Origin of the sequence: Streptomyces sp. SolWspMP-5a-2 (assembly GCF_900091845.1) — a bacterium.
Lineage (GTDB): Bacteria > Actinomycetota > Actinomycetes > Streptomycetales > Streptomycetaceae > Streptomyces > Streptomyces doudnae.
Genome location: NZ_FMCI01000357.1, coordinates 18584 through 37241 on the forward strand (window position 1 = coordinate 18584; position 18658 = coordinate 37241).

Annotated in this window: 17 protein-coding genes; 9 read left to right on the forward strand and 8 right to left on the reverse strand. The window is 72.6% G+C overall.

Annotation, left to right across the window (positions count from 1 at the left end; genetic code table 11):
* The first annotated feature begins 8 nt into the window (after positions 1-8).
* Positions 9-887 carry a ketopantoate reductase family protein gene (locus GA0115242_RS35730; RefSeq protein WP_093835815.1) on the forward strand — a complete coding sequence of 293 codons (879 nt, stop codon included), beginning with the start codon at positions 9-11 and terminating at the stop codon, positions 885-887.
* 112 nt (positions 888-999) lie between these two features.
* Here the strand turns inward: GA0115242_RS35730 and GA0115242_RS35735 are convergent, their stop codons facing one another.
* Both GA0115242_RS35735 and GA0115242_RS35740 read right to left on the reverse strand, forming a co-directional pair.
* The gene (locus GA0115242_RS35735; RefSeq protein WP_093835816.1) at positions 1000-2673 is read right to left on the reverse strand and encodes a threonine/serine ThrE exporter family protein; all 1674 of its coding nucleotides are present in this window, start codon (positions 2671-2673) and stop codon (positions 1000-1002) included.
* A 106-nt stretch (positions 2674-2779) separates the two neighbouring features.
* Entirely contained in the window at positions 2780-3271 is a 492-nt protein-coding gene (locus GA0115242_RS35740; protein WP_093835817.1) for an inorganic diphosphatase, read from the reverse strand.
* A gap of 124 nt (positions 3272-3395) precedes the next feature.
* Between GA0115242_RS35740 and dacB the strand changes: the two genes are divergently transcribed.
* The 6 genes from dacB (at position 3396) to folE (ending at position 11010) form a co-directional block, all read left to right on the forward strand.
* Complete coding sequence (dacB, locus tag GA0115242_RS35745; protein ID WP_093835833.1) at positions 3396-4979, forward strand: D-alanyl-D-alanine carboxypeptidase/D-alanyl-D-alanine endopeptidase; 1584 nt, start codon at positions 3396-3398, stop codon at positions 4977-4979.
* A gap of 64 nt (positions 4980-5043) precedes the next feature.
* Entirely contained in the window at positions 5044-6177 is a 1134-nt protein-coding gene (locus tag GA0115242_RS35750; protein ID WP_093835818.1) for a zinc-dependent metalloprotease, read from the forward strand.
* Between the two features lie 193 nt (positions 6178-6370).
* Positions 6371-7402, forward strand: coding sequence for a tRNA lysidine(34) synthetase TilS (gene tilS, locus GA0115242_RS35755; RefSeq protein WP_093835819.1), 1032 nt, complete (start codon positions 6371-6373; stop codon positions 7400-7402).
* Positions 7403-7467: 65 nt separating this feature from the next.
* A complete protein-coding gene (hpt, locus tag GA0115242_RS35760; protein WP_093835820.1) occupies positions 7468-8028 on the forward strand; it encodes a hypoxanthine phosphoribosyltransferase in 561 nt (186 codons plus the stop codon).
* Between the two features lie 195 nt (positions 8029-8223).
* Positions 8224-10266, forward strand: coding sequence for an ATP-dependent zinc metalloprotease FtsH (ftsH, locus tag GA0115242_RS35765; RefSeq protein WP_093835821.1), 2043 nt, complete (start codon positions 8224-8226; stop codon positions 10264-10266).
* Positions 10267-10404: 138 nt separating this feature from the next.
* Positions 10405-11010, forward strand: a complete 606-nt coding sequence (gene folE / locus GA0115242_RS35770) for a GTP cyclohydrolase I FolE (RefSeq protein ID WP_093835822.1) — start codon at positions 10405-10407, stop codon at positions 11008-11010.
* Between the two features lie 42 nt (positions 11011-11052).
* Here folE and GA0115242_RS35775 read toward each other — a convergent pair whose 3' ends face one another.
* From GA0115242_RS35775 to GA0115242_RS35800, 6 genes are all read right to left on the reverse strand, one after another.
* Positions 11053-11541 carry a DUF3180 domain-containing protein gene (locus GA0115242_RS35775; RefSeq protein WP_093835823.1) on the reverse strand — a complete coding sequence of 163 codons (489 nt, stop codon included), beginning with the start codon at positions 11539-11541 and terminating at the stop codon, positions 11053-11055.
* Between the two features lie 53 nt (positions 11542-11594).
* Positions 11595-12206, reverse strand: coding sequence for a 2-amino-4-hydroxy-6-hydroxymethyldihydropteridine diphosphokinase (gene folK / locus GA0115242_RS35780; RefSeq protein WP_093835824.1), 612 nt, complete (start codon positions 12204-12206; stop codon positions 11595-11597).
* Positions 12203-12562 carry a dihydroneopterin aldolase gene (folB, locus tag GA0115242_RS35785; protein WP_093835825.1) on the reverse strand — a complete coding sequence of 120 codons (360 nt, stop codon included), beginning with the start codon at positions 12560-12562 and terminating at the stop codon, positions 12203-12205. Before folB ends, folK begins: the two co-directional genes overlap by 4 nt.
* Before the next feature lie 267 nt (positions 12563-12829).
* Complete coding sequence (locus GA0115242_RS35790) at positions 12830-13351, reverse strand: nuclear transport factor 2 family protein (RefSeq protein ID WP_093835826.1); 522 nt, start codon at positions 13349-13351, stop codon at positions 12830-12832.
* Positions 13348-14250: a dihydropteroate synthase gene (gene folP / locus GA0115242_RS35795; RefSeq protein ID WP_093835827.1), complete on the reverse strand. Its 903-nt coding sequence runs from the start codon at positions 14248-14250 to the stop codon at positions 13348-13350. The genes GA0115242_RS35790 and folP overlap by 4 nt, the downstream gene beginning before the upstream one ends.
* A 62-nt stretch (positions 14251-14312) precedes the next feature.
* Positions 14313-16124 (reverse strand): phosphatidylglycerol lysyltransferase domain-containing protein, encoded by a 1812-nt coding sequence (locus GA0115242_RS35800; protein ID WP_093835828.1) that lies wholly within the window; start codon positions 16122-16124, stop codon positions 14313-14315.
* Positions 16125-16347: 223 nt separating this feature from the next.
* Between GA0115242_RS35800 and GA0115242_RS35805 the strand changes: the two genes are divergently transcribed.
* Both GA0115242_RS35805 and GA0115242_RS35810 read left to right on the forward strand, forming a co-directional pair.
* Positions 16348-17475: an alpha/beta hydrolase gene (locus tag GA0115242_RS35805; RefSeq protein WP_093835829.1), complete on the forward strand. Its 1128-nt coding sequence runs from the start codon at positions 16348-16350 to the stop codon at positions 17473-17475.
* A gap of 219 nt (positions 17476-17694) precedes the next feature.
* Positions 17695-18658 (forward strand): hypothetical protein (locus tag GA0115242_RS35810; protein ID WP_176729978.1); only part of this gene is annotated, 964 nt, incomplete at its 3' end.

An 18658-nucleotide genomic window follows, 5' to 3' on the forward strand; every position in this document is an offset into this window, starting at 1 on the left:
GGACTGCCATGAAGCTGCTCGTCTACGGCGCCGGGGTCTGCGGCAGCCTGTTCGCCGCCCGCATGCACGAGGCGGGCCACGACGTCTCGCTCCTCGCCCGGGGCGAGCGGCTGGCCGCCCTGCGCCTGCACGGCGGGGTGCTGCGCGCCGAGGCGGGCGGCACGGCCGTCGAACGGGTGCCGGTGCCGGTGGTCGAGCGCCCAGGGGACGCGTACGACCTGATCGCCGTCCTCGTCCGCACCCATCAGGTGGACGCCGTGCGGGAATCGCTCGCCGGGGTCGCGGGAGACGTGCTGTTCCTGCTCAACTGGGCGGCCGGGGCCGGGGAACTGGGCGGGACGATCGGCCGCGAGCGGGTGCTGCTCGGCTTCCCCGCGTTCGGCGGCACGATGGACGGCGACGTGGTCCGCCACCGCCGGGCCGACCGGATCACCCGACGGGTCGCGATGCCGGTCGGCGAACCCGACGGCCGCACCACCCCGCGGCTGGAGCGGATCGTGGAGACCTTCCGCGCCGCCGGGATCGGCACCCGGGCCGAACCGCGGATGGACGCCTGGCTCAGGACGCACGCCGACTTCGAGGTCCCGCTCGGGCAGGCGGTGCACGCGGCGGGCGGCCCGGTGGAGCTGGCGGCCGACCCGGACGCGGTCCGCGCCATGCTCCACCAGGTCCGGCGCAACCTCGCCGCGCGCGGGACGGCCCCGGTGCCCCGCGCCTTCACCGCGCTGCGGGTCCTGCCGCAGGGGCTCCTGGTGGCCCTGCTCCGGCGCTTCCTGCGCAGCCCGACGGCCGTGCACAGCGGCCTCAGCGACCGCTCGCCCGCCACCACCGCCGAACTGGACCGCCTGGCCGCACAACTCCACGCCACGACGGACACCTCGCGCTAGCCGGGGTACGCGGGCGGGGCGATCGCCGGTCCGGCCGGGCACGGGTGCGGTCCGGCTCGGGCGGGGCACCACCGGGTGCGGGTGCCGTCCGGGGGAGAGGACGGCGGCGGGGCTAGAAGCCTCGGGTCCGCTTCGCGGCCCGGCGGCCCGCCGCGCTCGCGCCGCCCGGCAGCCGCAGGAACAGCCGCGAGATCTCCGAACCGAGGTTCACGCCGATGGCGATGGCCATCGCCAGCGCCGCCGCCTTCGACAGCGACACCAGACCGCTGTCCACGTCGTTCTGGGCGATCGCCAGCAGCCCGAAGTACGTCGCCGAACCGGGCAGCAGCGGCCCGATCGCCGCCGTCGTGTACGGCAGCGCCGACGCGAACCGGTAGCGGGACAGCAACTGCCCGAAGAGCCCCACCAGACCCGCCGCGACGGCCGTCGAGGCGACCGGTGAGATCTCGCCGGTGACGCGCATCGCGCCGTACACCGTCCAGGCCACCCCGCCGTTGAGCGTCACGGCGAGGACGGTGGACCGTTCCTGCTGGAGCAGCACCGCGAAGGTCAGCGACAGCAGCATCGACGCGCCGATCTGCCACAGCGGCCGGTGCGCGGTGCCCAGCGCCGCGTCCGGGTTGAGGTGCGCGCCGAGCAGCACGCCGACGTAGAGGATCACCAGCACGCCGACGACGATCCCGACGAAGAAGTACAGGACCTCGAGGAGGCGCGCGGCGGCGGTGATGTAGAAGCCGGTCAGGCCGTCCTGGACGCCCGCCACCAGGGCTCGCCCCGGCAGCAGCGCGAAGAGCCCACCGGTGATCACCGCGGACGCCTTCACGTCCACGTGCGCCAGCGTCAGCGCGACGCCCATCGCGGCCGGGGGCATCGCGGCCACCGTGAACTGGTAGAACTCCGGCAGCCCGCGCCCCGCGCAGAGCCAGGCCAGCCGGTCGCCGAGCATCGCGCCCAGCGCCGCCGCGACGAACACCACCAGGTCGCCGCCGACCAGCACCGAGGCCGCGCCCGCGAGCAGCCCGCTCGCAAGCGTCAGCACCCAGGTCGGGTAGGGGTGCCGGTTGCGCCGTATCTCCGCGAGCCGCCGGTACGCCTCCTCCAGGGAGATGTGCGTCTCCGGGTCGCTGAGGTCGTCCACGAGCTGGAACACGGCCGCAAGGCGCGTGTAGTCGGTGACCCGCCGCCGCACGGTCCGCGACGCCGTCACCGGGTCGTCCACCAGGGACGGCTGGTAGGAGATCGACAGCAGCGTGAAGGTGACGGTCGGCTCGCACCGGTCGAGGCCGTAGGAGCGGCACACCGCGAACATCGCGGCCTCCACGTCCTCCGCGCCCTCGCCGCCCGCCAGCAGCAACTCGCCGATGCGCAGCGTCAGGTCGAGCACCCGGGGGACGGCAGGACCGGAGTCGTCGGCCTTCTGCGCCTGCTCGGGCGCCGGGCGGTCGGCCACCGGCATCCGCAGCATCGTGCGCATCCGGTCCTGCCACGGCACGTTCTTGGTCAGGCTGACCATCGGCACCCCGGAGGCCGGGGTGAACGCGCTCGGCGCCTCCCGGGCGCTGTACGTGGCGGGCGTGTTGAACGCCGACCCCTCGGACTCGGCGGCCGGCGGCGGCGCCACCTCGAGACCCGCGGGGACCGCGAACTCCGATGTCGTCTCCGGCTCCGCGCCGCCGGCCCGCGCGAGGGCGAGCCCCGCGGGGATCGCGAACTCGGACGTGATCTCCGGGTCGTACGCCGACCTGGCCTCGTCCGACTGCGGCTTCCGGTTCTCCGCCTCCGTCACTGACGCAACGCTCCTCGCACGACGCCTTCGGTCAGCCTCAGTATGCGCACAGACACGCCGACGGGCCGCACGCCCACGCGTGCGGCCCGTCGGGACGGCCGGGGGCTCAGTGGCCGCCCTGCTCCTTGAAGCGCTTGTACGACTTCTCGATCTCCGCCTCGGCGTCCGTACGGCCGACCCAGTCGGCGCCCTCGACGGACTTGCCGGGCTCCAGGTCCTTGTAGACCTCGAAGAAGTGCTGGATCTCCAGACGGTCGAACTCCGACACGTGGTGGATGTCCCTGAGGTGCTCCACCCGCGGGTCGGTGGCCGGGACGCACAGCAGCTTGTCGTCGCCGCCGGCCTCGTCCGTCATGCGGAACATGCCGATCGCACGGCACTTGATGAGGCAGCCCGGGAACGTGGGCTCGTCCAGGATGACGAGCGCGTCCAGCGGGTCGCCGTCCTCGCCGAGAGTGTTCTCGACGAAGCCGTAGTCGGTCGGGTAGGCGGTCGAGGTGAAGAGGCGACGGTCCAGGCGGATCCGACCGGTCTCGTGGTCCACCTCGTACTTGTTCCGCGAACCCTTCGGGATCTCGATCGTGACGTCGAACTCCACCGGTGGCTCCTCCATGATCAGCACATAGTTCTGGTGGTTAAGTGTCCCTCACGCCGCAGTGTGATCGCGAAAGGGGCTGGTCGTCGTGCCAGAACTGAGGCCGTGGCGGGCCGCGAGACCGCGTCTGGCGCGGATCGCGAACGCCGTTCGACCGCGTCTGGCGCGTGCCGAAGAGGCCGTACGACCACAGGTCGCACGCGCCGTGGAGGCCGTGAAACCGCGTCTCGCCCACGCCGTCGACATCACGAAACCGCAGCTCGCACGGCTGACGGCGGTCCGGCCAGGCAAGACCTGGCAGTACACCGCGGTCGCCGCGGGCGCCGGGCTCGCGCTGACCGCCGTGGTGGTGAGCGCCGCGGGTCCCTGGGACTCCACGGGTCAGCGTACGGCCGAGCGGCACCGCGCGGTCGCCCTGGACGGGACGGGTGGCGCAGATCACGACGGCACCTCCGGCGGTGAGGGCGTCCCCGCGCCCGCGCCCAGCGCCGGGTCCGTGCTGGCCGGACTCGGCACCGCGGCCAAGGGCGCCGCCCGCGCCACCCCCACCCCGGCCTCGCTGGCCGCCGTCCTCGACCCGCTCCTGAAGAACCCGGCGCTCGGCTCCCGGCACACCGCCGTCGTCGTCGACGTCGCGACCGGCGAACGCCTCTACGGCGCGGGCCCCGACCAGGCCCTCACCCCGGCCTCCACCACGAAGATCGCCACCGCCGTCGCCGCGCTCTCCGCCCTCGGCGCCGACCACCGCTTCACCACCCGGGCCGTCCTGGAACCCGACACCGAGGAACTCGTCCTGGTCGGCGGCGGCGACCCGACCCTCACCGCGCACGCCGAGACCGACGGCTGGGCAGGCTTGCGCGACCTGGCCCGGAAGACCGCGAAGGCCCTCAAGAAGCGCGGCCTCGACGAGATCACCCTGTCCTACGACACCACCCTCTTCACCGGCTCCCAGGTTCACCCCATCGGGGTCAACGACAACCTCGCCCCCGTCACCGCCCTGACCGCCGACGAGGGCCGCACCGACGACTCCACCAGCGGCCCGGTCACCCGGGTGGCCGATCCGGCGGCCGACGCCACCAAGAAGTTCGCGTCCGTCCTGCGCGAACAGGGCGTCAAGACCACCGCGCCCGGCCCCTCCAAGGCCACCAGCCGCTCCGAGAGCCTCGCCGAGGTCACCTCGCCGCCGCTGTCCACCCTGGTCGAGCGGATGCTGACCAACAGCGACAACGACATCGCCGAGACCCTCGCCCGCCAGGTCGCCGTCGCCACCGGCACCCGCGCCGACTTCGCCGGGGGCGGCCGGGCCGTCGCCGCCACCCTCACCAGGCTCGGGCTGCCCCTCAAGGGCACCGCGTTCCGCGACGGCAGCGGCCTCGACCGCGACGACCGGCTCACCGCCCACCTCCTGACCGCCCTCCTCGTCACGGCGGGCGACCCCGGCAGGCCCGAACTGCGCGCGGTCCTCACCGGCCTCCCGGTCGCGGGCTTCACCGGCACCCTCGCGGGCCGCTACGGCGACGGCGCCGCCGGTGTCGTCCGCGCCAAGACCGGCACCCTCACCGGCGTCAACACGCTCGCCGGGACCGTCGTCGACCGGGACGGCCGGATGCTCGCCTTCGCGTTCCTCACCGCCGACACCACCGACCCGGGAGCGGCCCAGTCCGCCCTCGACCGGGCGGCCACCGCGCTGGCGGGCTGCGGCTGCGGCTGACCCCTGCCCCCGGCCCGCGTCCCACGGCCTGCCCGGACGGGGAGCGCTCACGTACCGTTGACGCATGACGAGCATCGGCGGTGCTGCATCATCTGGGATGGTCGACTGGAACCTCGCGGTCGCGACCGCGACCCGGCTCGCGCGTCCGGGCCCCGAGGTGAGCAGGGACGAGGCGCGCGCGGTCGTCGCGGAGCTGCGCAGGCACGCGAAGGCGGCCGAGGAGCACGTGCGCGGCTTCACCGGGATGGGCACGGAGGACATCCACGACACCCCGGTCCTGGTGGTCGACCGGCCCGGCTGGGTACGGGCCAACGTCGCCGGGTTCCGGGAGATCCTCAAACCCCTCCTCGACAAGATGCAGGAACGTCGCGGCGGCGGCCCCGGCGGAGCGGTCCTGGGCGCCGTCGGCGGCAAGGTCACCGGCGTCGAGCTGGGCATGCTGCTGTCGTTCCTGTCCTCCCGCGTCCTCGGCCAGTACGAGACGTTCGCCCCCGCCTCCCGCGACCTGCCGTCCGGGCAGGGCGGCGCCGGCCGCCTCCTCCTGGTCGCCCCGAACATCGTCCACGTGGAGCGCGAACTCGACGTCCAGCCGCACGACTTCCGCCTCTGGGTGTGTCTGCACGAGGAGACCCACCGCACCCAGTTCAGCGCCGTGCCCTGGCTCCGCGACCACCTGGAGGGCGAGATCCAGTCGTTCCTGGGCGAGACCGACGTCGACCCCATGACCGTCCTGGAGCGCGTCCGCGAGGCCGCCCAGTCGCTCTCCGGCGCCCGCCCCGACACCGAGGAGGACGACGGCGGCCGCTCCTTCGTCGAGCTGGTGCAGACGCCGTCCCAGCGCGAGATCCTCGGCCGCCTCACCGCCGTGATGTCCCTGCTCGAAGGCCACGCCGACTTCGTGATGGACGGCGTCGGACCGGCCGTCGTGCCGTCCGTCGCCGAGATCCGCGAGAAGTTCCAGCAGCGCCGGGCCAAGGGCGCCTCCCGGCTGGACGGCGCGCTGCGCAAGCTCCTCGGCCTCGACGCCAAGCTCCGCCAGTACCGCGACGGCGAACGCTTCGTGCGGGCCGTCGTCGAGGAGGTCGGCATGGAGGGCTTCAACCGGGTCTGGACCTCGCCCAACACCCTCCCCACCAAGACGGAGATCGCCAAACCGGCGGACTGGGTCGCGCGGGTGCACCGCAGGAGCGAGTCGTGAAGACCGGGGCTCGGTCGTGAAGGAGATCCGGCCCACGGCAGGCGAACGCCCCTGCAATCACCCGTCCGAGGGACCGTGAGCCAGGGGTAGGCGTGCAATGCTCGGGGAACGTCCCGGTTCTGTCACCATCTACACACTCTGCGTGACAATCCCGGGTTCACCCCCCTCCACAACTTCATGAAGGGAACCGGACATGGGTCCCCATCCTGCGGTCGCGGCGATACGCCTGGCGGTACGCCGCGTCCTCCACGACATCCTCACCGGCCACCCGGCCCTCCCGGCCCCCACGGGCCCCTCCCGCGAGCGCACGCCGACGCCGCTCGTGCTCGTGGCGTGCTCCGGCGGCGCCGACTCCACCGCCCTCGCCTCCGCTCTCGCGTTCGAGGCCCCCAAACTGGGCATCAGGGCCGGCGGCGTCACCGTCGACCACGGTCTCCAGCCCGGCTCCGACCTGCGCGCCGACGAAGTCGCCCTGCGCATGCGGCGGTTGGGCCTCGACCCGGTCGAGGCCGTCGCCGTGACCGTCGGCCGCGAGGGCGGCCCGGAAGCCGCCGCCCGCGACGCCCGGTACGCCGCCCTTGACACCGTCGCCGCCCGGCACGGCGCCACCGCGGTCCTGCTCGGCCACACCCGCGACGACCAGGCCGAGACGGTCCTGCTCGGCCTCGCCCGCGGCTCCGGCATCCGCTCCCTGTCCGGAATGGCCGCGGTCTCGGGGGCCGACGGCCGTTACCGGCGCCCCTTCCTGGAGCTGGACCGGCAGACCGCGCGCAAGGCCTGCCTCGTCCAGTCGCTGCCCGTCTGGGACGACCCGCACAACGCGGACCCCGCCTACACCCGCTCCCGGCTGCGCCACGAGGGGCTGCCCGCGCTGGAGAAGGCGCTCGGCAAAGGAGTCGTCCAGGCACTGGCCCGCACCGCCCAGCTCTCCCGCGACGACGCGGACGCCCTCGACACCTGGGCCCGCCAGGCCGAGACGTCCGTCCGCGACGCAGCGGGGGTGCTGGAGTGCGCCAAGCTGTACGCCCTCCCGCCCGCCGTGCGCCGCCGGATCCTGCGCCGGGCGGCCATCGAGGCGGGCGCTCCCGCCGGTTCGCTCTTCGCCCGGCACATCGAGGAAGTCGACCGGCTGATCACCGGCTGGCGAGGTCAGAAGGCCATCAACCTGCCGGGCAGAGTCGTCGCCCAGCGGCAGGGTGGCAGACTGGTCATCCGGCAAGGCTGAGTCGCGGTGCCAGGAGAAACCCTCCGACGGCACGGGCAGGCCGGTGGGACGACCGACCGAAAGTGATGCGGGTGGACGCGAAAGACATGGGTGCCGACCTCGAGAAGGTGCTCATCACCAAGGAAGAGATCGACGCGAAGCTCGCCGAGCTGGCCGCGAAGATCGACGCGGAGTACGCGGGCAAGGACCTGCTCATCGTCGGCGTCCTCAAGGGCGCGGTGATGGTCATGGCCGACCTCGCGCGGGCGCTGTCCACCCCCGTGGTGATGGACTGGATGGCCGTGTCCTCGTACGGCGCGGGCACCCAGTCCTCCGGCGTGGTGCGGATCCTCAAGGACCTCGACACCGACATCAAGGGACGCCACGTCCTGGTCGTCGAGGACATCATCGACTCCGGCCTGACCCTGTCGTGGCTGATCTCCAACCTCGGCTCGCGCGAGCCCGCCTCCCTCAAGGTGTGCACGCTGCTGCGCAAGCCCGAGGCCGCGAAGGTCGCCATCGACGTGGAGTGGGTCGGCTTCGACATCCCCAGCGAGTTCGTCGTCGGCTACGGCCTGGACTACGCGGAGAAGTACCGCAACCTCCCGTTCGTGGGTACGCTCGCGCCCCACGTCTACGGGGGCTGAGCCCGGGGGCAACCCGAAGGGCCCAAACCAGTAGGACGATCGGGAACCCCGGCGGGGTCCGCGCCGTTGGAGCATGCAGACGGGTCCGCCAGCCCGCCCGTGCGTCTTCGGGCGGCGATGCTGGGGTACCGTCAGAAGAACTGTCTTATCAAACTCACTATGGCAGGAGGGACGGGGCGGATTCGCTCCGTATGGATGGACGTGAAGCGATACTTCCGTGGGCCGGTCATGTGGATCGTGCTGGCCGTCCTTGCCGTGGTCGTGTTGATGCAGGTCGTCGGCTCGTCCGGCGGCTACAAGACGGTGGACACCGGCCAGGTCGTCCAGGCGATCAATGACAACAAGGTCGAACAGGCCAAACTGACCACCGGCGACGAGCAGACCATCAAGGTCCAGCTCAAGTCCGGCGAAAAGGTCGAGGGCAGCTCGAAGATCCAGGCGAGCTACATCGGCGACCAGGGCGTGGCCCTCGCCAACACCCTGCAGACGAAGTTCCAGGACAAGCAGATCACCAAGGGCTACACGGTCTCGCCGACGAAGCAGAACGCTTTCGTCGGGATCCTGCTCTCCCTGCTCCCCTTCGTCCTCATCGTCGTAGTGTTCCTGTTCCTGATGAATCAGATGCAGGGCGGCGGCTCCCGCGTCATGAACTTCGGCAAGTCCAAGGCGAAGCTCATCACCAAGGACACCCCGAAGACGACGTTCTCGGACGTCGCGGGCTGCGACGAGGCCGTCGAGGAACTCCACGAGATCAAGGAGTTCCTCCAGGAGCCGGCGAAGTTCCAGGCCGTCGGCGCCAAGATCCCCAAGGGCGTGCTCCTGTACGGCCGTCCCGGTACCGGCAAGACGCTCCTCGCGCGTGCCGTCGCCGGTGAGGCCGGAGTCCCCTTCTACTCGATCTCCGGTTCCGACTTCGTCGAGATGTTCGTCGGCGTCGGCGCCTCCCGCGTCCGCGACCTCTTCGAGCAGGCCAAGGCGAACGCCCCGGCGATCGTCTTCGTCGACGAGATCGACGCGGTCGGCCGCCACCGCGGCGCCGGCCTCGGCGGCGGGCACGACGAGCGCGAGCAGACGCTCAACCAGCTCCTCGTCGAGATGGACGGCTTCGACGTCAAGGGCGGCGTGATCCTCATCGCCGCGACGAACCGGCCCGACATCCTCGACCCGGCGCTGCTGCGTCCCGGTCGCTTCGACCGGCAGATCGCGGTCGACCCGCCGGACCTCCAGGGCCGCCTGGAGATCCTCAAGGTCCACCAGAAGGGCAAGCCCGTCGCCCCGGACGTCGACCTCGCGGCCGTCGCCCGGCGCACCCCGGGCTTCACCGGCGCCGACCTGAGCAACGTGCTCAACGAGGCCGCGCTGCTGACCGCCCGCAGCGACAAGAAGCTGATCGACAACTCCATGCTGGACGAGGCGATCGACCGTGTGGTGGCGGGCCCGCAGAAGCGGACCCGGATCATGTCGGACAAGGAGAAGAAGATCACCGCGTACCACGAGGGCGGACACGCCCTGGTCGCGGCGGCCTCACCGAACTCCGACCCGGTCCACAAGATCACCATCCTGTCGCGCGGCCGTGCCCTCGGCTACACGATGGTCCTGCCGGACGAGGACAAGTACTCGACCACCCGCAACGAGATGCTGGACCAGCTCGCCTACATGCTGGGCGGGCGCGCGGCCGAGGAACTGGTCTTCCACGACCCGACCACCGGCGCGGCCAACGACATCGAGAAGGCCACCACCACGGCCCGCGCGATGGTCACCCAGTACGGCATGACCGAGCGGCTCGGTGCCATCAAGTTCGGCGGCGACAACACCGAGCCCTTCCTCGGGCGTGAGATGGCTCACCAGCGCGACTACTCGGAAGAGGTCGCCGCCCTGGTGGACGAGGAAGTCAAGAAGCTCATCGAGAACGCGCACAACGAGGCCTGGGAGATCCTGGTCGAGAACCGCGACGTCCTCGACAACCTGGTCCTCCAGCTCCTGGAGCGGGAGACGCTGGGCAAGGAGGAGATCGCCGAGGTCTTCGCCACCATCGTCAAGCGCCCGCCCCGGCCCGCCTGGACCGGTTCCTCGCGCCGTACGCCGTCCACCCGTCCGCCGGTGCTCTCCCCCAAGGAGCTGGCCCTGACGAACGGTGCCAACGGCACGGCGGCCCCGGCGGTCAGCACCACGAAGACCCCGGCCACGGAGTCCGCCCCGGCGCCCGAGGCCGCTCCCGAGGAGCGACCCGAGAGCTGACCCGCTCCCGACGCCCCACCAGGGGCCCGGAATGCATGCCGCGCCCCCCAGGTTTTAGCCTGGGGGGCGCGGCATTTCCGCAGGGCCGCAGATCAGAGGCGTGACGTCCACGCGAACCGCACAGGAACGAGGCACCAGATGACCGACCCCGTGATGCTCGGCGGCGAGGCATCGATCGGCGAGTTCGACGAGAAGCGCGCCGAGAACGCCGTTCGCGAGCTGCTGATAGCGGTCGGCGAGGACCCGGACCGCGAGGGTCTGCGGGACACGCCCGCCCGGGTGGCCCGTGCCTACAAGGAGATCTTCGCCGGACTGCGGCAGACCCCGGAGGACGTGCTCACCACCACGTTCGATCTGGGGCACGACGAGATGGTCCTGGTGAAGGACATCGAGGTCCTCAGCAGCTGCGAGCACCACCTGGTGCCCTTCGTGGGCGTGGCCCACGTCGGCTACATCCCGTCCGCCGACGGGAAGATCACCGGGCTGTCCAAGCTGGCCCGGCTGGTGGACGTCTACGCGCGCAGGCCGCAGGTGCAGGAACGACTCACCACGCAGATCGCCGAGTCCCTGATGAAGGTGCTCGAACCGCGCGGCGTGATCGTCGTCGTGGAGTGCGAGCACATGTGCATGTCGATGCGCGGGGTCCGCAAGCCGGGCGCCAAGACCATCACCTCGGCCGTCCGCGGCCAGCTCAGGGACCCGGCGACCCGCGCGGAGGCGATGAGCCTCATCATGGCGCGCTGAGCCGCCACCGGACCCGGGGACGGGTCCGGCGCCCCCGGGGTGTCAGGAGGTGGGGGCCGCCGCGCCGTTGTTGTGGTCGTCGTCCTCGGGGAGCCGGCAGACGCGCTCCAGGAAGAGGGCGGCGACTATGACCGCGATGCCCGCCACGACCGAGAACCCGGCGTAGACGGCCTGGTCGCGGCGGGCCGGGACGTCGAGGATCTCCAGCAGGAACGCCCCGGTGCCGCCGTACATGCCCGCGACCAGGGCGGCGACCAGGGCGCTCGCCTGGCCGAAGACCACCGCGCGGGCCGCCACCAGCGGGTCGACGCCCTTGGCCCCCGGCTCCCGGTCGCGCTGCGCCTTGAGGCGGGCGCGCAGCGAGAGCGCCGTGGCGAGCAGGACCACGGCGATCAGCGCGAGGACGACGGGGGCGGCCAGCGGCACGCTGGGCAGGGTCCCGACCGAGTTCCACAGGCGGGCTCCCGCCCAGGACAGGACGCCCGCCACGACGAACACGCCGGCCAGGACCCTGATGCGCAGCTCTCTCACGGTGTTCCTTCAGCTCCCCCGGTCCCGGACAGTGGTCGTCTCGACCTTAACGACTACTCGGGCAGGTGAAGTTCCAGGTCCTTGCGGGCGGCCACGCCCTCGCGGGTGACGAGGTCGAGCAGCTCGGCGACCGGGCCGCGGCCCGGCACCTGGGCGTCCGGCTCCACGTCGTGCCAGGGGGCCAGCACGAAGGCCCGTTCGTGGGCGCGGGGGTGGGGGAGGGTCAGCCGCGGGTCGTCGTCCACGACGTCGGCGTACGCGACGATGTCGACGTCCAGGGTGCGGGCGCCCCAGCGTTCGTCCCGGACGCGGTAGAACGCCTCCTCGATGGCGTGGGCGCGCTCCAGGAGCGAGGACGGCGGCAGCGTCGTCTTCAGCAGCACCACCGCGTTGAAGTACGCGGGCTGGCTGCCGGGCTCGACGCCCCACGGCTCCGTCTCGTACACGGGGGAGACGGCCTTGACGCGGACCCCCGGGGTGTCCTCCAGGGCGTCGATGGCGCCCTGGAGGGTCTCCAGGCGGTTGCCCAGGTTGGCGCCGAGGGCGACGACGGCCCGCTTCGGGTTGTGCAGGGTGGTGTCGGCCGCGTCCACCTGCTGGACGACGGAGGCGGGCACCGGCTGAACGGTCGGGTCGCTGTGACCCTCGGTGAAGGACGCGGTCATACTCGGCTCCGGGTGATCGTGACGGTCACGTCGTCGAACGGGACGGTGATCGGCGCGTCCGGCTTGTGGACGCAGACCTCGACCTCCTCGACCCCGTCGTGCTTTAGACAGGTCTGGGCGATGCGCTCGGCGAGGGTCTCGATGAGGTTCACCGCCTCCCCCTGGACGACGGCCACCACCTCCTCGGCGACGATGCCGTAGTGCGCGGTCTTCGTCAGGTCGTCGTCGGCGGCGGCCGGTCGGGTGTCCAGGCCGAGGACGAGGTCCACGATGAAGGTCTGGCCCTCCTCGCGTTCCCTGGGGAACACCCCGTGGTGCCCGCGGGCCTTGAGGCCGCGCAGCGCGACACGATCCACGCGAATCACTCCTACGTCGTCGGGGGCGGCCGGTTCGTACCGGGTGCGGGCGGCACACCGGCCTCGAACGAATCTACCTGCGGGCACCGACGGGGCCGGGCCCCGGGGGCACGGCCCCGTCCGGGGCCAGGAGGTCTCATCGCGGGTCTCCGCTGGAGAACCCGGCGGCTCGCGGGTCGGTAGCCGCCCCTACCCACGGGTTCGTGATTCCAACCACTTCTTGCTCCCGACGGGGGCCGGAAGTCGCCCGTCGGGGCGGACGCCCGCTCAGGCGGGGGCGCCGTCCCCGTCGTCCCCGGCGTCGCCGTCGTCGCCCTCGCTCTCGGTCAGCACCGGGGAGGCGTGGTGGGACCAGAGCTTCCAGCCCTGGCCGGTGCGCCGGAACACGTTGGTGGCGACGACGAGCTGGCCCACCAGCGGGCCCAGCTCCTCGTCGCCCTCGGGGGCCGGGCCGCCGCTGAGGATGTTCTCCGTGCAGGTCACCACGGCGGTGTCGCCGGTGACGGAGACGTGCACGTCGGTCAGGAAGAACTGGATGTAGTCCGTGTTCGCCATGATCAGCGCGTAGGACCTGAGCACCTCGCCGCGGCCGGTGAGCACCGGCCAGCCCGGGTGCACGCAGGAGATCACGCCGGTGTCGGCGGGGTCGTGGTACTCCTCGTCGACGCCCAGGTCGGCCGGGACGAGCCAGAGCGAGGAGACCGTCTCGAAGTCGCCGCGCTCCATCGCCTCGTAGAAGGCGGTGTTGGCGGCCTCCACCTGCTCGACGTCGAGGTGCGGGGCGCTCACGAAGCGGCCTCCGTGCTCCGGGCGGTCCCGGTGGCCCCGGCGCGCGCGCTCTCCACGGCGTGCACGACCCGCACCGCGTCCGCCGTCGCGCGGACCTCGTGGACGCGCACCGCCCACGCTCCGGCGCGCGCCGCCAGCGCGGAGACGGCGGCGGTGGCCGCGTCGCGCTCGCGGGCGGGCGGCGGGGCGCCCTCGGGTCCCGCCAGGACCCGGCCGAGGAACCGCTTGCGGGAGGCGGCCACGAGCAGCGGGTGGCCGAGCCCGAGCAGCCGCTCCAGGTGGGCGAGGAGCACCAGGTCGTGCTCGGCGTCCTTGGAGAAGCCGAGCCCCGGGTCGACGACGATCCGGTCGGCGGCGACCCCGCCGGCCAGCACGGCGTCCACCCGAGCCCGCAGCTCGTCGACGACCTCGGTGACGACGTCCCCGTACACCCCCTGGACGTTGCCGCCCGACAGGAAGCCGCGCCAGTGCATGACGACGAAGGGGGCCGAGGACGCGGCGACGACCGGGATCATCGCGGGGTCGGCGAGGCCGCCGCTGACGTCGTTGACGAGGACCGCTCCGGCCGCGAGGGACCGCTCGGCGACCGAGGCGCGCATGGTGTCGACGGAGACGACGGCGCCCTCCGCGACGAGCCCGCGCACCACCGGGACGACCCGGCGCAGCTCCTCCGCCTCGTCCACGCGGGCGGCGCCCGGACGGGTGGACTCGCCGCCCACGTCGACCAGGTCGGCGCCCTGCGCGACGAGGTCGAGGCCGTGCTTGACGGCGGTCGTGGTGTCGAAGAACCGTCCGCCGTCGGAGAAGGAGTCCGGCGTGACGTTGACGACGCCCATGACCGCGCACCGGTCCCATTCCGGGAGCCCGGCGACCCGCCCGCGTCCGCTCTGCTTGCTCATGCGTTCAGCCTAGGCCCCCCGCGCCGGCGGGCGGGGCGCGGCGCGGGTGGGTGCCGGGGTGGTCAGGCGGCCCGTGCGTCGTGTTCCGCGACCGTGTGGGCGCAGGGGGCCGCCGCGCGCCCCCGGCGGCGCAGGAAGCGCGGGAGCGGGACGGCGATGTCGACGAAGCCCTCCGCCTGCATCGCGGCGAAGCCGATCCGGGGCAGGTCCGAGGAGGCCCGGTAGACGACGAAGCGGGGCTCCCAGCGGGGCTGGAACTTGGCGTTGAACTTGTACAGCGACTCGATCTGGAACCAGCGGGACAGGAACACCAGCAGCCCGCGCCAGGCGCGCAGCACCGGCCCGGCGCCGATCTTCTCCCCGCGCGCGAGGGCGGCGCGGAACATCGCGAAGTTCAGCGAGACGCGGCTGACGCCCAGCTTCGGCGCGGCCTGCAGGGAGGCGACGATGAGCAGCTCGTTCATGCCCGGGTCGGCGGAGCGGTCGCGGCGCATCAGGTCGAGGGAGACGCCGTCGGTGCCCCAGGGCACGAAGTGCAGCACCGCCTTCAGGTCGCCGTAGGGGCCGTCCTGCTCGTCCGCCTTGTGCGCGGTGGCGATCAGGCAGTCGCCGTCGGCCGGGTCGCCGACCCGGCCGAGGGCCATCGAGAAGCCGCGCTCGGTGTCGGTGCCGCGCCAGTCGTCGGCCGCCTGCCGGATCCGCTCCAGCTCGGCCTCCCCGAGGTCACGGACACGTCGGACCCGGGTCTCGTAACCGGCGCGCTCGATGCGCTTGACCATCTGGCGCACGTTGCGCATCGCACGGCCGGCGAGAGAGAAATCCGCGACGTCCACCACCGCCTCGTCGCCCAGTTCGAGGGCGTCGAGTCCGGTCTCGCGGGTCCACACCTCGCCGCCCGTCTCCGAGCAGCCCATGACCGCCGGGGTCCAGGAGTGGGCCTTGGCCTCGTCCATGAAGCGCTCGATCGCGCCGGGCCACGCCTCGACGTCGCCGATCGGGTCGCCGCTGGCGAGCATCACGCCGGACACCACCCGGTAGGTGACGGCCGCCTTGCCGCTGGGCGAGAAGACCACGGCCTTGTCGCGGCGGAGCGCGAAGTGGCCGAGGGAGTCGCGGCCGCCGTGCTTCGCCAGCAGGGCGCGCAGCTGCGTCTCGTCCTCGGCGGTGAGCCGGGCGGCCGGGTGCTCGGGCCGGAACGCGAGGTAGATCGTGGTGACCGCGGTGAGCAGTCCGAGGGCGCCGAGCGAGCACGCGACGGTCCAGGAGGTGTTGCCCTGGTAGTCGACCGGACCCTCGAATCCGAACAGTCCGTAGAGCACATGGGTAATGCGATCGGCCAGGCTCGGGTCGCCGACCATGCGTTTCGGGTGGACGCTGACGATGATCAGTCCGAGGACGAGGGAACCTGCTCCCATGAGGACGAAGTTGGCCAGCGCGCGCCACCGGCTGCGCGGGTCGGGCAGCGCCGCGAACTGGTCGCGGTGGATCAGCAGCGGCGCGAGGAGGGCGAGCGAGATGACCACTCCGATGACGGAGTGGCGGTACGTGAACTGCGCGACCGCGCCCGCGGGGAGCAGCAGCACCGCCGCCCGCCAGGCCCGCCGCTTGCGCCGCCTGAGCCCGTGCGCCAGCAGCAGCAACAGCACGCCCGAGCTGAGCGACAGCGCGGCCGCGAACGGCCCGAGCGCCCCCGGCAGCACCTCCGCGAGGCTGTGCATACGGCTGTGACGGAAGCGCGGGAAGACGCCCGCGGCGATGTCCAGCAGGCTCACGAGCGCGGCGGCCCGCGCGACGAGGACGGGTACGGCCTCGGCGCGCGGCCCGCGCAGGACGCGCCGGGCACCCTGTGATCGAGGCGGAACCCCGCCCGACATTTCCTCATCTGTCTTGACAGACATCGCATCCCGTAGTTCCGCGAGAGACCTTGGACCCGGGCCCGTTTCGGGCATCCGGCGACATTGCGCCCTCTAGGACGTCGTCGTGGCGAGTGAGGTTCACTCGCCATCTCAAAGCTGGTTCAAAGGCCCGGGAAAGTCCCGGGCAAGCCCTCGGGAAGAGCCGGGGGGCGACGGAGAAAGCACAGGCAGGAAGCAACCCATGGGTCTGACGAGCAACAAGGTGCTGGTACTGGCGATCTTGTTCGCCGTACTGCTGTTCGGTGGCACGGTGTGGTTGTGGCCCCGGCTCGCGCGGCGGACCTGGCGCTCCGTCAGCGGACGCGTCGGCCTGCTGCTCGCCACGCAGTTGGCCCTCTTCGTGTCGCTCGGTCTCGCCGCCAACCAGGCGTTCGGGTTCTACGCGAGCTGGGCGGACCTGCTGGGCCGCGAGAAGGACCAGGGCGTCGTCGTCAACCACACGGCGCTCGGCGGGTCCGGCGGTCCCCTCCAGGTCGTCGACACCGCCCGGGTGACCAGTACGGACGGCTCCCGTCCGCAGCTCGGCGGCGAGATCCAGAAGGTCGACATCACCGGCGCCGCCACCCACATCGCCACCCCCGCGTACGTGTACCTGCCCCCGGAGTACTTCCAGGCGCGCTTCCGCACCAGGACGTTCCCCGCGGCCGTCGTGCTGACCGGGTACCCCGGCACCGCCGAGGCGCTCTTCCGCAAGCTGCACTACCCGCGCACCGCCCAGCAGCTCACCAAGGACGGCCGGATGCAGCCGATGGTCCTGGTGATGATGCGTCCGACCGTGGCGCCGCCCCGGGACACCGAGTGCGTGGACGTCCCCGGCGGCCCGCAGACCGAGACGTTCTTCGCCAAGGACCTCCCCGACGCCGTCACCGCGCACTACCGGGTCGGCCGCGAACCGGGGAGCTGGGGCATCATCGGCGACTCCACCGGCGGCTACTGCGCGCTGAAGCTCGCCATGCACCACCCCTCGGTGTACGCGGCGGGCGTGGGGCTCTCGCCGTACTACAAGGCGCCGATCGACCCCACCACCGGCGACCTCTTCCAGGGCGACAGCGCGGTGCGCGACCGCGCCGACCTCTGGTGGTACCTCAAGCACATGCCCGCGCCGAACACTTCACTGCTCGTCAGCAGCAGCCGTATCGGGGAATCCAACTACGCGGACACGATGAAGTTCATAGGGCGTGTGGAGGCCACCGGCGTCACCCGGATCTCGTCGATCATCCTGGAAAGCGGCGGCCACAACTTCAACACCTGGCGGCGCGAGATTCCGCCCGCTCTCCAGTGGCTCAGCGGGCGGCTCAGCGACCACTGACGGCGGTGCGGCACAGGGCCCGCGGCCCGCTCCCGGCCCGCCCTCGGGCCCCGCGCCGCGGCCGATCCCGGTGAATTCTGCGACCGGTAATTCCCGGTGCCCCGTGAACGTTTCGTTATGGCTGTGTTTTGCGGGGCGGGGAGCCAACGTTCGCCTACGCGCGGTAAGTTTCTGGCCATGCCACGTGGACGTCATCGTCATTCCCCGCCCTTGCACCGGATGCTGCCACCGTCGGCGATAGCGGGCGTCTCCCTGGCCTGCGCGTTCGCGCCGTGGGTCTTCTCGGCCCCGGCCGTGCTGCGGGTCTTCGCCGCGCTCGCCGCCGCCGTCGCGATCGTCGGGGCGGCCGTCATGCGCCGCTGGGACATGTACGCCGGTAAACAGGTCGCCGATCTCGCACGCGCGCGTGCGAGCGACGAGTGGCGCAGCGAGGAGCGGATCGCCGAGCTGGAGTCCGACCTCGACGAGTCGCGCGACCTGCGCGCCAAGCTGGAGCAGCGGCTGCGCGCCAAGCGCGCCGAACTCGCCGGTCTGCGCAACGAGCACGCGGCCCTGCTGCGCCGGTACGCCACCGCCGAGACCGAGCGGGCGACCGCCCTCGAAGGCCGCAGGCTGCTGGAGATCGAGGCCGCCCCCGCGCCCGGAGCGCAGGACGCGGACCCCGACGCCGACACCGGGGCGGCCACCGAACCCGGGGCCGGGTCCCGGTCCGTGGCCGTGGCCGCCGAGGCGGGGACCGCGGCGGCGGACGGCGCGGCGGACGGCCGGGCCGGGGCGCCCGCCGTGTTCTCCCCGGCGGGCTCGCGGCTGTTCCTGAGCGCGCAGACCGCGCTGAAGCGGCTCGCGGGGGACGACGGCGGGACGACGCCGGGCACGGAGTCCGGGAAGACGTCCGCGAAGGCGTCCTCCGAAGTGGCCGAGAAGGAGTCCGGGAAGGCGCCGGACGAGGCGGACGACGGGGTGGCCGGGGCTGACGGGGCTGACGGGGCGACCGAGGACACGGTGACTCCGGAGGGCTCCGGGGAGACCGGGGCGTCGGGAACTCCGGGGGCGGCCGGGACCGTTGGGGCGGCCGGTACGGCCGACACGGTTGAGAAGGCCGCGGCTGCCGGGACCGCTGGCGCGGCCGGGGCTGCTGAGACGGCCGGGACCGCCGAGACGGCCGGGACCGCTGACGCGGCTG

Coding starts and splice junctions, on each gene's coding strand:
- GA0115242_RS35730 (WP_093835815.1), top strand. CDS start 9: ATGAAGCTGCTCGTCTACGGCGCCGGGGTCTGCGGCAGCCTGTTCGCC.
- GA0115242_RS35750 (WP_093835818.1), top strand. CDS start 5,044: ATGACGAGCATCGGCGGTGCTGCATCATCTGGGATGGTCGACTGGAAC.
- tilS (WP_093835819.1), top strand. CDS start 6,371: ATGGGTCCCCATCCTGCGGTCGCGGCGATACGCCTGGCGGTACGCCGC.
- hpt (WP_093835820.1), top strand. CDS start 7,468: ATGCGGGTGGACGCGAAAGACATGGGTGCCGACCTCGAGAAGGTGCTC.
- ftsH (WP_093835821.1), top strand. CDS start 8,224: ATGGACGTGAAGCGATACTTCCGTGGGCCGGTCATGTGGATCGTGCTG.
- folE (WP_093835822.1), top strand. CDS start 10,405: ATGACCGACCCCGTGATGCTCGGCGGCGAGGCATCGATCGGCGAGTTC.
- folK (WP_093835824.1), bottom strand. CDS start 12,206: ATGACCGCGTCCTTCACCGAGGGTCACAGCGACCCGACCGTTCAGCCG.
- folP (WP_093835827.1), bottom strand. CDS start 14,250: ATGAGCAAGCAGAGCGGACGCGGGCGGGTCGCCGGGCTCCCGGAATGG.
- GA0115242_RS35800 (WP_093835828.1), bottom strand. CDS start 16,124: ATGTCGGGCGGGGTTCCGCCTCGATCACAGGGTGCCCGGCGCGTCCTG.
- GA0115242_RS35805 (WP_093835829.1), top strand. CDS start 16,348: ATGGGTCTGACGAGCAACAAGGTGCTGGTACTGGCGATCTTGTTCGCC.